Raw genomic sequence first — 15711 nt, 5'->3', positions numbered from 1 at the left:
CTCTCTTTTCTTAAATATAATCATGCCTAATTTTACTTAAGAATCATTATATTTAAAAAAATAAAAAAAGTATATTTAGATTTAAATATCTAAATATTTGTTTTGTTCGTATCCGAATACTTGTACACGATATTCGTCCCATTCTTGATATTTGAGCTCTAAGAATTTTTCACTGATATGGTCTCCTAAAGCAGATAATATTAATGGGTCTTCTTCAAGTGCATGATAAGCTTCCCATAAACTGGATGGTAAAACTTTAATTCCCATAGCTTCCCTTTCTTCTTCAGTTAATGAGTAGATGTTGATTTCAGTAGGTTCTCCAGGATCAATTTTATTTTGAATACCGTCAATACCTGCTTCTAACATTACTGCAAATGCTAAATATGGGTTACATGCTGGGTCCGGTGCTCTGTATTCAATACGTGTTGCTTTACCACGAGCTGCTGGTACTCTGATTAATGCAGATCTGTTTTTAAGACCGTATGCTCTGTATACTGGAGCTTCATAACCTGGTACTAAACGTTTGTATGAGTTTACAATCGGGTTGGTAATTGCAGTCAATGCTGGAGCGTGAGCAAGTAATCCTCCCATGAAGTGAAGTGCATCTTTGGATAATCCGGTTTCACTGTTTGGGTCAGAGAATAAGTTCCTGTCTCCTTTAAATACTGATTGGTGACAGTGCATACCACTACCGTTTACACCAAAGAATGGTTTTGGCATAAAGGTTACTCTGTAATCCATTTGGTCAAAGGTAGCCATGTTGTCTACAATAGCTTTAATAGCTTGTTTGAATGTAATTACAGCATCTGCAGTTTTTAAAGCATCTTTAAATTTAAATGCAATTTCGTTTTGACCAGGTCCTACTTCGTGGTGAGAAGCTTCTACTTCGAAATCTAATTCTTCTAAGTTTAAGGTTAATTCTCTTCTGAAATCAGGTCCTTTGTCTAAAGGTTCAACATCAAAGTATCCTGCTTCATCGTAAGGCATTGGATAACCTTCATCATCAATATCTACAATAAAGAATTCTGGTTCTGGACCAATGTTATATTGTAATCCCATTTTTCCAATTTTAGCTAAGGATTTTTTCAAGATACCTCTTGGATCTCCAGCAAATGGTGTTCCGTCAGGAGTCCAGACATCACAGATAAATCTACATACTGCAGATTCTTCAGGTCTCCAGGATAATCTTGAGTAAGTATTTATATCAGGTTTAAGAACAAGGTCACTTTCATTAATTCCTACGAATCCTGCAATTGAAGATCCGTCAAACAACATACCTTCAACAAATAAGTCTTCCATTTCTTCTTCTTTAAATGGAATCACGATATTTTTAGCAGTTCCATTTATATCAACAAATTGTAAACGGATAAATTTAATATTATCCTCTTTCATTTGTTTAATTACGCTTTCCATTAATTCTTCGTTAACTTTTTCAGTCATTAAATCATACTCCATAAATTTATGGATATTAGTTTCAAAAGGTTAGTCGGAAATTACCTTCCTCCCTTGGCAATACATTTCCTTCTCATCTTATATAAATGTTTTGAATAAATGTATTTATAATGATTGTCTGTATTTTTTAGTATATAATTACAGTGATTTTTATTTTTTAATGGTTAATTTAGTAGTTATTTTAAAAATTAATGGCTGTTTGTTCAATTTTCAATAAATAAAAAATAGGAAAAAGAGGGATTGTTTAGATTTCATTTATGCCAAATGAGCTTAAATCCAGCAAATCAAATGTTAGCATTTCTGGAGCTTCGGTAACTTTTCCAACTCCCGTCATTATTTTAAAGGCTTCCATAGCTTCAAGACATCCAATTAGATTTGGAGTAGGCCCAATAACTGGAGGCACACCTGATGTAACATTGGATAAATCATCAAGCACATCTTCAGTTAAATCCTTACCTTTTGATGGAAGATTAAACATTGTTTCATAGTTTGTGTCTTTGTCTGGTGAAAATACTGTAATCTGACCTAAAGTTCCGTGAATAGCTCCGTGAATAAATGGAATTTCTTTATTTTCAGCTGCTCTGGAAACAATGACTCTTGTTTTGACATTGTCAAGTGCATCAATAACAATGTCACACTCACCGATTATTTTATCAACATTTTCTTCAGTTACAGTTTCATTGAAGCAGTTAACTTTAACATATGGATTAAGTAATCTGACTTTTTCTTTAGCTACTTGGCTTTTGGAAAGGCCTACTTCTTTAAGACTGGCTAATGTCTGTCTGTTTAAGTTAGATAAGTCAAATTCATCTTCATCAACTAAATTAAGCTGACCGACACCCATTCTAGCTAACATTTCAATAGTCTGACCACCTATTCCTCCACAGCCAATAATTGCTATTTTAGCTTCTTTAAATCTTTCCTGTTGGCTTCTGGTTACAATACTCATTTGACGACTTATTATTTCCCAATATCCGTCACCTATATATCTTGTTGGCATTTTTTCACCTTAAAAATGATTAAATTCTCTACCGAAATATTCATCTACTTTTTCAAGTTCCTGTGGGATGTCGAGCATTTGTGGGCAAACAAATTCGCATTCTCCACAATTGATGCAGCTGTCTGCTCTGCAGTCATCGTCAATTAAAGTAAAATACTGCAGTGCACTTCCTTTAGGATTATTTAGCATTTTACCAATGTTGTATTCCTTAAAACAATTGATAATGTCAACATCTTCTGGACATGGCATACAGTATCCGCAGCAGGTACAGTCATTTCCAGTTAATGTTTTATATGTTCTGGCAACTTCTCTTATTAGATCATGGTCATGTTCACTAATTTCCTTAACATCTGAAGCTATCTGAATATTTTGTCTGACCTGTTCCAGTGAATTCATACCACTTAAAACACAGTCAACATCATCTCTGTTCCATAAGTATTCTAAAGCCCATTCAACAGGAGTTCTTTTAATTTCAGCACTGTTCCAAAGTTTTTGGACTTCCGGAGGAATATTTTGAACTAATCTGCCTCCACGCAGCGGTTCCATAATCATACTTCCGATATTCAGCCTTTTCAATTCATCAAGACCCATTACTCCTGTCTGGTAGTATTCGTCAAGATAGTTCATCTGTGTCAGGACAACTTCCCATTTTGGATATGCGTCAAGAATATCTACAAATGTATCAATTTCAGTATGTGATGAAAATCCCACATGCTTTATTTTACCACTGCTTAAACTGTCATCAAGAAAATCCAGAACTCTAAGTTTACGGACTTTATCCCAATCATTCTTTGTAAGAGCATGAAGTAAATAGATATCAATACTGTCTGTCTGGAGTTTTTCAAGTTGTTTGTCAAGATAATATTCAAAATCTCCTTTTTCTTCCATTAACCAGCATGGAGACTTTGTAGAGATTAAAACATCATCCCGATAGCTATTTTCCTTTAAAAATTTTCCAATGAAAACTTCGCTGTTTCCGTTACCGTCAATTCCGGCACTGTGATAGGGATAGGCGGTATCAATAATGTTAATTCCATTATCAATTCCATAGCTAAGGATTTCACTAGCTACACTTTCATCTATATTGTCATTGGAACCTTTTGTAGGTAATCTCATAGCTCCGAAACCAAGAATTGAAACATTTTCTTTGGTTTTTCCAAGTTCTTTATATTGCATTTTAATAAATCCTCAAATCTTAACACTTGATATATTTATTAATGATTTATAAAATAGTTTTGATTTGGCATTTTTAAAATCAGCGATAAAATCAGCTTGTAAAATTAAAAATTTCATGAAAAATAGTTTATAAAAAATATTCCTGGGATTGAAGATGCCGGGAGCGGGATTCGAACCCGCGGCCTCACGGTATCCCAGGAATTAGTCAGAGCACTGCTTAATTACCCTATGAGCCGTGCGCTCTAACCAGCTGAGCCACCCCGGCATCAGACATTTATATATTAAATTCTCATTACATTTATACTTTTTGTTTTTCTTATTTATGATTATATTTTAATTTTCTTTATTGATAATTAGATATTGTTTAGTTTTATAATATTTGATTATGATGGTAATATATTTTATTTGAAATATTTTGTTGTATTTTATATTTTTAAAATCATTTTCAAATAATAATATTTAATAACTCCCAAACGATATATTATAATATTATTTAATTTTTATAGGGGATATTATGAGTAAAGTTAAAGATATGTCTCTTGCTAAAGAAGGTATAAGAAAAATTGAATGGGTTCAAAGACACATGCCAGTTCTTGAACACATTAAAAAAGAATATGAAGAAACTCAACCTTTCAAAGGAATCACTATCGGGTCCTGTTTACATTTAGAACCTAAAACTATTAATTTAGGATTGACTTTACAGGCAGGTGGAGCTGAAGTAGCTATGACTGGATGTAATCCGTTATCCACTCATGATGATGCAGTAGCTGGTGCTGCTGATTTAGGTTTAAATATTTATGGTTGGAGAGATCAGGACGATGAAGAATACTATCAAACTATCAACATGGTTCTTGACCATAAACCTGATATAATTATTGATGATGGTGCAGATATGATTATGGTTCTTCACAATGAAAGAACTGATGTTTTAAAACATATTAAAGGAGCATGTGAAGAAACTACTACTGGTGTTCACAGATTAGAAGCTATGCATAAAGATGGTGCTTTAAAATTCCCTGTTGTAGCTGTAAACGATGCTTACACTAAATATTTATTTGATAACAGGTATGGTACTGGCCAATCCAGTTTTGATGCAATTATGGGAACTACTAATATGTTAATAGCTGGTAAATCTGTTGTTGTATGTGGATATGGCTGGTGCGGTCGTGGAATAGCTTTAAGAGCACAAGGTCTTGGAGCTAATGTTATTGTAACTGAAATTGATCCAATCAGAGCACTTGAAGCAAGAATGGATGGTTACAGAGTAATGAAAATTAGAGATGCTGTAAAAGAAGCTGATTTAATCATTACTGTAACCGGCAACATCAATATTATTCATGGTGATGACTTTAAATACATGAAAGATGGCTGTATGTTATGTAATTCAGGTCATTTTAATGTGGAAATCAACAGACAGGATTTGGAAGCTCAGTCAACTGATGTTCGTGAAGTAAGGGAAAGTATTGAAATGTTTATTATGAAAGACGGCAGAAAAATATACTTGCTTGCAGATGGAAGATTGGTAAACTTATCAGCAGCCAGAGGACAAGGACACCCTGCAGAAATTATGGATATGAGTTTTGCTGTTCAGGCATTGTCTGCCAAATACATTTTAAACAACGATTTGGAAGTTGGTGTAACAAAAGCTCCTGATGACATTGATTATGAGGTAGCTAATTTAAAATTAAAAGCTATGGATATTGAAATTGATACTTTATCTGAGCGCCAAAAAGAGTACATGTGCAGCTGGAAAGAAGGAACTTAAGTTTTCTTCTTATTTTTTTCTTTTTTTATAGATAATATGTCTTATTTCAGATATGTTGATAATGGTGAAGGTCCAACTAAGTTATTTATTGGTGGAGTTCACGGTAATGAAGGCAAAACTTCTTTAAAATTTCTTAAACGTTTGAATGCTGATGATTTTTCAGAAGGTCAGTTTTATTTTTATAATTTTGATAAAACTCCATATATTTCCACAATTAAAAAGGAATATTATAAATCAGAAATCGGATTGAAGATTTTGGATCTGATTGAGTATTTTGAACCTGATTTTTATACAGAACTTCACTGTTATGATTTAGCACATTTTGACAGGTTAACTTCTATGGAACGTTACACCAAAACAGGAATTCCTCCATTAATAGATTTGGGAAATCATGTGCTGGTAAGTTCTGTTTCTCCATTGATTCGAATGACCTATTTTTCAACAGACACTGTTTGTAAAACACTGGAATTTCCATGTGTTGAGAAGTTATCCTGTAAAAAAGAAGAAAAATATAATTTCAATAAAAAATTAGCTGTTGAAACCTATGAAAAGCTTCTTAATTTAATTATTAAGGCACCTGATAGGAAATATTTTGAAAAGGAAATGCTGAAAAATTACTATAATCAGGTTGCATTGGCTGTTGATTATGCCAAAAAAGTATTTGGTCCGGAGTTTCCTCCTTATTAGAACCAGTCTTCAAGGTTTTTCTGGCTTGAATTTAAATTTTTTAATTTGTCGCAGGCTTTTGAAACTCTGTCCTGTGAAAAACCGTGTTCTTCACATAAAAAGTCAATAATATCATTTTTAGCAGGCTTTTTCCATCTGATTTTATAGTCCTTATTTACATTATGATTTAGGAATATTTCTCTGACTTCAGATATGTCATGTGATGACTCTTCCTGAAGTTTGGCTAATTTATTTTCAAGTTCTCCTTTTTTAGCCAGTTTAAGAGCTGTTTTTGCACCTACTCCTTTTAAGCCTTCACTAAAATCAGTTCCAATCAGTATTCCCATATCAATAAGCTGTTCTCTATTTATGCCCAGTTCATCTAAAACTCTTTTTAAATTGTAATATTCCAGATCTCCCAAGTTGGAATTGATAGCCAGATTTCTTACAACCCTTTTGGCTCCGAATAACAGACAGTCATAATCCTGTGAAGCTACTGCCCACGCATCTCCATTTTCAACAAGGTATGCTGCCTGGGCTTCTCCTTCACCATATGCTTCAATGTATGGTATTCCCATCATTGTCAGCAGCTTTTTGGAGGATTCTATAATGTAGGGAGATAATTTGGAAGATCTCATTGCATATTTTCTGGCTTCCTGTGTGTCCTGTTTAGCCAGTGCTTCCTTCCATTTTTTTTCAGATTCTTCTCTTATCTGTCTTCTCTGGTCAATGGTTTCCTGTTTAAGGTAAGATGGGGTTCCGTCAAACACATAAATCGGTTTTATGTCTTTTTCAATCATTGAAGAGTTTCTATATAAAATTCCACTTAAATGGGAAGTTATATTTCCATTGCTGTCACTTAAGGGTCTTCCATCTCTTTGTCTGATTGTAGACAAAAACTGATAAAGGGTATTAAATGCATCTATAGAGATTGCTCTTCCTTTCAAATCTTTAAAATTAATCGGTTCTGGCTGGATTATGTCTTTTAATTTAACACCCATTTTATCACCCGTTTAAATGTTTGTAAATTTGCTGACTGGGAATACTTCTTTAATCCACATCAATACATTGTTTTTATGGATAATTACATATTCTCTGGCAAGCATATCTTCTTTTGTGTTAAATAAATCTTTTAACCTTTCATTAGGTTTTTCAATATAGATTTTATTTACTTCTCTTCTTGATTCAATCTGGTAATTTTTTAAAATTCTGCCTATCGGTATATCTGCTCTAACCAAATCACAACAGATTTCATCAGTAAGGCGTTCCAATGGGATGTATGACAGTGCATAAATCAGGTTTTCATCGTCTTTATGCATTATAACTTCCCTGTAATTGATTTGTGCCCCTTCATTAACATTGATTAATTTGCTGATTTCACAGTCTGCCTTGTCAAAGTGCTGTTCTAAGGTACTTAATGTAATTTTACCGTACAGCACATCTAAAATAGCTGTAATTGAGCCGTCTGTTGTCAGCAGAATTTTTTGAGTATTTGAAAAGTTTTTTGTATAATTTTCTTCTACTTTGTTTATTTTTTCAATTAGGCGTTTATTTGCCTCATTTTTTTCGATAGTCATTTTTTTCACTATAAATCTTTAGGATTTGTAATAACTCCTTCAATAGCTGAAGCAGCAACAACCTTTGAATTAGCCAGATATACTGAAGATTTAGGGTCTCCCATTCTTCCTTTGAAATTTCTGTTTGTTGTAGATACGCAGGTTTCACCTTCAGATAAAACTCCCATATGTCCTCCAAGACAAGGTCCGCATCCTGGATTGCAGATAATGGCTCCAGCATCTATAAATGTATCAATGTATCCTTTATGTATTGCCTGTTTGTAAATTTCAGCTGATGCTGGAAGAATCAGTAATCTGGTATTATTATTAATTTCATTATCTTTTAAGATTTCATAAGCATCTTTCAAATCAGATAATCTGCCGTTTGTACAGGAACCTATTAAACATTGGTCAACAGCTGTCCCTTCAACTTTGGAGATGTCTTTAACATTATCTACATCATTAGGGCAGGCTATTTGAGGTTCCATATCATTTATATCAAAGTGCATTTCTTCTGAATACTGTGCATCTTTATCAGATTTAACAATGTTCAATTCACTTTCTTTTTTTCCAGTTCTCTGGGAAACGTATTGGATAACTTCTTTATTAGGTTCCATTATTCCGTTTTTAGCTCCCATTTCAATAGCCATATTACATATTGTAGCTCTGCCTTCCACTCCCATTTTTTCGATGGTTTCTCCGCAGAATTCTGCAGTTTTATAAGTAGCTCCTGCTATTCCCACTTCTCCTATGATTTTTAAAATAATGTCTTTTGGAGCAGTATAGGAATTCAGCTCTCCGGTAACTTCCATTTTAATAGCTTCAGGAACCATAAACCATGTTTTACCTGTAGCATAGACCATAGCTAAATCAGTAGCACCCATTCCTGTGGAAAATGCTCCATATGCACCATAAGTACATGTGTGTGAGTCTGCTCCTACAATAACTTTTCCAGGTTCTACCAGTCCTTTTTCAGGAAGTACCTGGTGGCATATTCCGTCACCGTGTATGTAGTTTTTAGCAATGCCCTGTTTTTTTATAAAATCTCTGCATACTTTCTGAAATTCTGCAGATCCTATGGTATTTGCAGGAACGTTATGGTCAAATACAATTGCAATTTTTTCATTGTCCCAGACTTTGGCGGCTACTTTTTCAAAGGTTTTTATAGCTGGTGGTGATGTTCCGTCATGAGACATAGCTAAATCAACTGGAATTTCAATGATTTCTCCAGGTGTAACTTCTTTTTTTGCTTTAGCTGATAATATTTTTTCTGTAATATTCAAAACTGTCACCTATTCTTTTTTATAATTACAACTTTTTACGATCTGTTTGAATACATCATCATTAATGTAGGTTCCTTCTTCTCTGCTTTTTTTAACTTTTTTAACAATTTCAATAAGTGTATCATCACTTACATCCAGGTCACATTCATTTAATTTGGCTCTAACTGCTCTGCAGCCTGAATGTTTACCTAATACCAATTGTCTTTTTTGCCCTACTAATTCTGGAATATACGGTTCATAACATAATGGTTCTTCAATAACTGCATCAACATGGATTCCGGATTCATGTCTGAATACATTATTTCCTACAACAGGCTTGTTGTAAGGAATTGGCAGTCCGCTGGCTTTTGATACAAGTTCGGATAATTCTTTAATATGTTTGGTTTTGAATCCTAAGTCTTTACCATATAATAATTTAAGAGACATAATTAGCTCTTCAAGAGACGCATTTCCGGCACGTTCTCCAATACCGTTTACTGTTGTGGAAATTCCATTAGCTCCAGCCAATACACCGGATATGGAATTTATAACCGCCAAACCAAAATCATTGTGACAGTGTAGAGCGATATCTATGTTTACATCTTTTTTAAGTTCTTTTACTAAATAAGTAATTCCTTGTGGGGTTATAGCACCAGTAGTATCTGCTATATGTACCCTATCTGCTCCGTAGCTTTCAGCTTTGTTATATATTCTTTTTAGGAAATCCAAATCAGTTCTGGTTGCATCTTCTGCAGAAAATGCCACAAATAATCCATGATCTTTAGCATATTCAATAGCATTCATACATGTGTTCAGTGCTTCCTGACGTCCGATGTGCATTTTGTGTTCTAAATGGATGTCTGAAGTCCCCATAAATGTAATAACACCATCAACATCACAGTCAAGAGCAGCATCAATGTCTTCTTTTTTGGTTCTAGCTAAAGAAAGAATCTGTGCATTAAGGCCTTCAGAAGTGATAGATTTTACTGATTCTTGTTCTTTTTTAGATACTATTGGAAAACCTGCTTCAATCTGTTTAATTTTAATTTCATCTAATTTTTTAGCAATTTCTAACTTTTCTTCAGGACTGAAACAAACTCCGGGGGTTTGTTCACCGTCCCTTAAAGTTGTATCATAAATTGTAATTTCATCGGGGAAATTTAATTCAGGTTCTTTATTATAATGACTAATATAATATTGCAAATAATCACTTCTCATTTATATTTAATAATTATTAATTGTAGTATGTTATATTATAAATTTTCTAAAAGTTCCAGATAGGAAGTTCTTTCAAAACCATCTGTAATGCCAAGCTGTTCAAATACTTCAAAAATACTGTCTTGGGATTGTTGGTAATCATTTCCATCTTCAAGACCTATTTCAATTTCCATATATGGACTTAAACCTTCAACATCATCTAAACTTATTTCAAAGTTTTTATAAGTATAATATTCACGATTTTTACGGACAGTTCTGACTTTTTTAAATCCTATATGTTCAAATGTTTTTGCACATTTTTCACTGTCTTCAATTCCAAATTCTATTTCTTCACGTGTTTTACTTTTAGAATCAATTTTAGCTCCTTTATATGTTATGAAAATGTGTTTTTCGTTGTTTTGTTCTGTTGTTCTTATTCTTAGGGCTTCATCGGTTTTAGCAAAATCTACAATGGGGCTATTGAAATAAATATCTTCCTGAAATTCTTCTTTAGTTTTAACAGCCCCTAGATTATTTAATTTTTCCCTCATATCTTCAAAATTATCAATTTTAGCTTTTACTTCAACTTCTATCATTTCTATCAGACCTTAATAATACTTTTAAAAAATATGTTTATACTATATTTTTGATTTTAGTTTATAAATAAACATAAGTTTATATACTATTTAAATAAAATATTTAATTAGTAAAAATTTAATGATTTTAAATCTTTACTGATACTCATTTTAATAATTAATTGGAGGTTTTAAATTGACCGATGTTGATATAAAAATAGAAAACATTGTGGCTTCTGCAAGCATAGGAAAAGATATAGTTTTAACTGAAGTTTCCAAAGCTTTAGAAGGGGTTAATTTTAATCGTGAACAGTTTCCAGGATTAGTTTTTAAACTTAAAGATCCTAAAACAGCAGCATTAATTTTCAGCTCTGGTAAGCTTGTTTGTACTGGGGCAAAGTCTATAGATGACTCAAAGTTAGCTATTAAAAAGACTGTTGATTTAATGAGGACTGTTGATACTGAAATTCCTCATGAATTCGAAATTAAAATTCAAAACATTGTGGCTTCTGCAAACTTAGAATCCACATTAAACTTAGAAGCAGTAGCTTTAGAGCTTGAAGATACTGAATACGAACCTGAACAATTTCCGGGTTTAGTATACAGGTTATCTGACCCTAAAGTTGTTTTATTATTATTTGGTTCTGGTAAAGTTGTTTGTACTGGAGCTAAAACACGTAGCGACGCTAAATTAGGTGTCGAAAGAGCTTACGATAGATTAAGTGAGCTAGATTTAATATAATTGGTGGTATGATTGATTAAACTTGTAGTATTTGACTTAGATAACGTTATTATTGATGGAGAAGCAATTGATGAGATAGGGAAATTAGCAAATGTTGAAGATGAAATAGCTGAAATCACTGAAAAAGCTATGCAAGGAGAAATCGACTTTGAAACTTCTATTAAAGATAGAGTTAAACTTCTTGAAGGAACTTCTGTTGAAGATATTCAAAAAGTTGCTGATGAACTTCCATTAATGAATGGTGCTGAAGATACCATCGCACGTTTAAAAGAAGAAGGATTAGATGTAGCTATTATTAGTGGTAGTTTTGATATTGTTGCACAAACCGTAAAAGACAAACTCGGTATTGAAAATGCATACACTAATAGTTTCACTGTTGAAGACGGTAAATTGACTGGTGAAGTAACTGGACCTTTAGTATCTGGTTCTAAATTAGATATATTAAAAGAACATATTGAAGGTAATGACACTTCTTTAGAAGAAGTTGTTGCAGTTGGGGATGGAGCTAACGACATTTCCATGATCGAATCAGCAGGTATTGGAATTGCTTTCAATGCAAAAGATTCTGTTAAAGAAAAAGCTGATGTTGTAGTAGATGAAAAAGACTTAACCAAAGTCTTAGATGAAATTATTAATCAATTATCCACTGACGTTGTTGAAGATGACGAAACTGAACAAGTAGAAGAAGCAGAAGAAAAAGCTGAAGAATCTACTGAAGAAGCTGAAAAACCTAAAAAAGACGGTCTTCCTGAATCTGATTTTGTTTTAGCTGACACCATGGAAGGTGTAAGAAAACAAAAAGATGAAAAAGAAGCTGAAATAGCTAAAGTTACTGAAGAAAGAGAAGAATTCAACAGAATAGCTAAAGAACAACGTAAAATCCGTGATGAATTAAATGCATCATTAAAAGAAAACTTAAACAAAGCTATTGAATTCAGAAATGAACGTAACGAAATCAACAAACAAGTTGAAGAAGCTAAAAAAGCACGTAATGAAGCTAATAATAAAATTAGAAACTTAGAATGGTCTTCTGGTAAACGTGACAAAATTAAAATAGAAAATGAGATTAAAAAGATTGATAAAATCATTGAAACTCGTGTTTTAGATATTAAAAAAGAAAATCAGCTTGTTAAAAATGCAAATGATTTAAGAAAACAGTTAATGGAAATTCATGAAGATGAATCTGTTAAAGGTGAAGCACAAGATCTTAAAAAATTATCTGAAGAAGAACACGAAAAAGTTATTGAATTCTCTGAAAAAGCTCAAGCAGCTCATGAAGAAATGCTTAAATACTTCAGAAAAACTGATGATATCAGAACTGCAGCTGATGAAGCTCACAAAAAATTCATTGAAGCTCGTAAAAATGCTTCTGCAAAACACGAAGAATTCAAATCCATTTTAAGCGATATTCATGTTATCAATAAAAAATTAGGTTCTAACAGACCTAGAAAAAGAAGATCCAGCAGTAACAAATCTTCTTCATCTAACGGTAACAAAAATCGTGAAGAAAAAGAAAGGGCTGAAGAAATATTTGATAAATTCAAACATGGTGGAAAATTATCTACTGAAGAGCTCTTACTTTTACAAAAATACAATATTAATTAGGTAATTTGCTGGAATTACTTTAATTTTTATTTATTTTTTTTTTTAAGGTAATATCATGTCTGATGAAGAAAAAATTGAAACTTGTTTTTTATGCGGTAAGAAATTTGACATGAATAAGTCTGAACTTGCTTACTATCGTTATGATAAATATCCGATTTGTGATTACTGTGCTGAATTTTACAGTTTTTACAGAGAAGATTTATAATTATTTTTAATTTTCATATTTTTACACTGATTTTATCTTATTTTTAAAACTACTTCATATAGACTGAATTATTTCAATAGAAATATTTTTATAGGATTAATTATTTTAAATATTAAATCAGTAATTTACAAATTTTTATAATTTAAAAATTTAAAAACGGTACAGGTACAATGAATGAAGTAATAATTTGCGAAAAACCAAAATCTGCAGAAAAAATAGCTAAAGCGTTGTCTTCTAAAGCTAAAAAGAACATATATAATAAAAAAGTTAAATATTGGACATTAGAAAGAGAAGGTAAGGATATAACAGTATTGTCTGCTGTGGGACATTTATATTCTTTAACTCCCGATAATCCAAAAGAAAAAGTCTATTTTGATTTGCATTGGGCACCATTATTTGAAATTGATAAAAAAACTAAGAATTATACTAAAGATTATGTAAGAGCTATTAAAAAACATGCCAAAGGTGCTGACAGCTATATTCATGCATGCGATTATGATATTGAAGGGACTTTAATCGGATATCATGCATTGAAGTATGGATGTGGTGATGATGCTATAGCAAAATCTTCAAGAATGAAATTTTCCACTTTAACTAAAAAAGATATTGTAGAAGCATATGAAAACAGAATACCTATTGACCAGCATCAGGTAGACAGCGGTATAGCCAGACATATTTTGGACTTTTACTTTGGTGTAAACATATCAAAAGCTTTAATGAAATCTGTAAGTGCAGCTAAAAAAAGATTTTTAAAGTTATCTGCAGGAAGAGTTCAGACTCCAACTTTGTCTATTTTAGTAGACCGTGAAAAAGAGATTAAAAAATTTGTACCGGAACCTTATTGGTTAATCAAAGCTTTACTTGACGGTGAAATTGAAGCAGATCATGTAGACGGAAAAATATTTGATAAAAAAAGAGCTGAGGAAATTTTTGCAAACTGTGAAAATAAAGATGCGTCTGTTGATAAAATCAAATATTCCAATTCCACTACAAAACCACCAGTTCCATTTAATTTAGGCGGTTTGCAATCTGAAGCTTATAATGTCTTTGGATTTTCTCCGAAAAAAACTCAGACTATTGCTCAAAGCCTTTATACTGCAGGATATACTTCTTATCCACGTACTTCATCTCAAAAGTTACCTGAAAGCTTGGATTTTAAAAGCATATTTTTACAATTATCTAAAAATTCTGAGTTTAGAACACATATTTCAGCTCTTCCGGCTAAGTTAAAGCCTAATGAAGGTAAAAAAGAAGATGCTGCTCACCCTGCTATTCATCCAACGGGTATTTTACCAGATAAGTTAGATAAGGATGAATTAAAAATTTATGAACTGATTGTTTACAGATTCATTTCAGTATTTTTCGAGGCAGCTACCTTTGAAACTATGAGTACCACTTTAGATATCGGTGGGGAGAAATTCAAATTCAGACGCAGAAGAGTTACTCATAAAGGATGGCTGGAACATTATCCATTTAAAAAAATAGATAATGAAAAATTCCCGGAGGTTAAAGAAGGGGACTCTATTGTTGTTAATGAAATTGTTTCAGAAGAAAAAGAAACTAAACCTCCTGCAAGATATAATCAAGCTTCTTTAATTAAGGAGCTCGAAAAAAGGGAACTTGGAACTAAAGCTACCCGTGCAGATATTATTGATAAGTTATATGACAGAAAATACATATCTGGAAATAAAATTGAGGTTAATCAGCTTGGTGAAAACATAATTGATACTTTAAGTGAGTACTGTTCTAATTTAACAAGTGAAGAGTTAACTCGTGACTTTGAAAATAAACTTGAGGGTATAGATAATGATAAAGCTACTCGTGAAAGTGTTGTAGCTGAAGGTGAAAAAGAAGTTAAGGTTATTTTAGGTGACATTGATAAAAACAAAGTTAAAATCGGTTCTCAGATTTATGATGCTTATCAGGAAAGTAATATTGTCGGCAAATGTAAATGTGGCGGAAATTTAGTTAAAAAATACTCTCCTAAAAATAAAAGTAATTTTGTAGGGTGCTCTAATTATCCTGACTGTAAAGTAACCTATTCCATTCCTAAAGGAGTAAATTTCTTAAAGAAAACTTGTAAAACATGCGGTTTGCCTATGATTTCCTTTGATAAGCCACGTCAACATGCATGTCTTGACCCTAATTGCGGTAAAGAGAATACTAAGCCTCGTGAGATGAAAGTAGTTGGTGTGTGTCCTAGCTGTGGTAAAGAACTGATTAAAAGGTCTGGAAGGTATGGGGAATTTGTTGGTTGCAGAGGATTTCCAAAATGTCGCTTTACCTGTTCTTTAGATGAGTTAAAAGATAAAGTCCAATAGACTTTATTTTTTCTAATTTTTTTTTAAATGCATAATATTTAATAATGTTAAAAATAATAGATATAAATTAATAAAAGTATTGATGGTTTTGCCTAAAATATTTTTATTTCTTTAACATTCTTATAAATTTAAATAAGTTTTTTAAATAATAAATTCAGTTGATGTAATTGTTTTTATGTTAATTGAATA

Annotated in this window: 14 protein-coding genes and 1 tRNA gene; 6 read left to right on the top strand and 9 right to left on the bottom strand. The window is 32.3% G+C overall.

All coding sequences use genetic code 11. The features are described from left to right. Positions 1-81: 81 nt before the first annotated feature. From glnA to K4897_RS04190, 4 genes are all read right to left on the bottom strand, one after another. Positions 82-1440, bottom strand: a complete 1359-nt coding sequence (gene glnA / locus K4897_RS04205) for a type I glutamate--ammonia ligase (RefSeq protein ID WP_049780222.1) — start codon at positions 1438-1440, stop codon at positions 82-84. 256 nt (positions 1441-1696) lie between these two features. Continuing rightward, positions 1697-2452, bottom strand: a complete 756-nt coding sequence (locus K4897_RS04200) for a HesA/MoeB/ThiF family protein (RefSeq protein WP_250416872.1) — start codon at positions 2450-2452, stop codon at positions 1697-1699. 9 nt (positions 2453-2461) lie between these two features. Continuing rightward, on the bottom strand, positions 2462-3628 hold the full coding sequence (locus tag K4897_RS04195; protein ID WP_250416870.1) for an aldo/keto reductase: 1167 nt from the start codon (positions 3626-3628) through the stop codon (positions 2462-2464). A 155-nt stretch (positions 3629-3783) separates the two neighbouring features. Then, positions 3784-3893, bottom strand: a tRNA-Met gene (locus K4897_RS04190). Positions 3894-4142: 249 nt separating this feature from the next. On the opposite strand from K4897_RS04190, the gene K4897_RS04185 reads away from it, so the two are divergent. Then, a complete protein-coding gene (locus tag K4897_RS04185; RefSeq protein WP_250416868.1) occupies positions 4143-5393 on the top strand; it encodes an adenosylhomocysteinase in 1251 nt (416 codons plus the stop codon). Positions 5394-5429: 36 nt separating this feature from the next. Next, positions 5430-6080: a DUF2119 domain-containing protein gene (locus tag K4897_RS04180; RefSeq protein ID WP_250416866.1), complete on the top strand. Its 651-nt coding sequence runs from the start codon at positions 5430-5432 to the stop codon at positions 6078-6080. On the opposite strand, the gene fen is transcribed toward K4897_RS04180, so the two are convergent. The 5 genes from fen to cyaB are packed head-to-tail and all read right to left on the bottom strand — an operon-like array spanning position 6077 to position 10670. Further along, entirely contained in the window at positions 6077-7060 is a 984-nt protein-coding gene (gene fen, locus K4897_RS04175) for a flap endonuclease-1 (RefSeq protein ID WP_250416863.1), read from the bottom strand. The two genes, K4897_RS04180 and fen, sit on opposite strands and share 4 nt — an antisense overlap. Positions 7061-7072: 12 nt before the next feature. Beyond that, entirely contained in the window at positions 7073-7636 is a 564-nt protein-coding gene (locus tag K4897_RS04170; protein WP_250416861.1) for a chorismate lyase, read from the bottom strand. Between the two features lie 8 nt (positions 7637-7644). Continuing rightward, positions 7645-8898, bottom strand: coding sequence for a homoaconitase large subunit (hacA, locus tag K4897_RS04165; RefSeq protein WP_250416858.1), 1254 nt, complete (start codon positions 8896-8898; stop codon positions 7645-7647). Between the two features lie 9 nt (positions 8899-8907). Next, positions 8908-10080 carry a homocitrate synthase family protein gene (locus K4897_RS04160; protein WP_019264606.1) on the bottom strand — a complete coding sequence of 391 codons (1173 nt, stop codon included), beginning with the start codon at positions 10078-10080 and terminating at the stop codon, positions 8908-8910. 50 nt (positions 10081-10130) lie between these two features. After that, positions 10131-10670 carry a class IV adenylate cyclase gene (cyaB, locus tag K4897_RS04155; protein ID WP_250416854.1) on the bottom strand — a complete coding sequence of 180 codons (540 nt, stop codon included), beginning with the start codon at positions 10668-10670 and terminating at the stop codon, positions 10131-10133. A gap of 175 nt (positions 10671-10845) precedes the next feature. On the opposite strand from cyaB, the gene K4897_RS04150 reads away from it, so the two are divergent. The 4 genes from K4897_RS04150 (at position 10846) to topA (ending at position 15522) form a co-directional block, all read left to right on the top strand. Then, on the top strand, positions 10846-11391 hold the full coding sequence (locus tag K4897_RS04150) for a TATA-box-binding protein (protein ID WP_250416852.1): 546 nt from the start codon (positions 10846-10848) through the stop codon (positions 11389-11391). A 12-nt stretch (positions 11392-11403) separates the two neighbouring features. After that, complete coding sequence (gene serB / locus K4897_RS04145; protein ID WP_019264603.1) at positions 11404-12996, top strand: phosphoserine phosphatase SerB; 1593 nt, start codon at positions 11404-11406, stop codon at positions 12994-12996. 55 nt (positions 12997-13051) lie between these two features. Beyond that, a complete protein-coding gene (locus tag K4897_RS04140; RefSeq protein WP_019264602.1) occupies positions 13052-13201 on the top strand; it encodes a hypothetical protein in 150 nt (49 codons plus the stop codon). Positions 13202-13371: 170 nt separating this feature from the next. Continuing rightward, positions 13372-15522, top strand: coding sequence for a DNA topoisomerase I (topA, locus tag K4897_RS04135; RefSeq protein WP_250416849.1), 2151 nt, complete (start codon positions 13372-13374; stop codon positions 15520-15522). Positions 15523-15711: the final 189 nt, after the last annotated feature.

It is taken from the genome of Methanobrevibacter sp. TLL-48-HuF1 (genome assembly GCF_023617305.1).
Lineage (GTDB): Archaea > Methanobacteriota > Methanobacteria > Methanobacteriales > Methanobacteriaceae > Methanocatella > Methanocatella intestini.
Note: the sequence above shows the minus strand (reverse complement) of the source record. Positions and strands in the feature narration are given on the sequence as shown.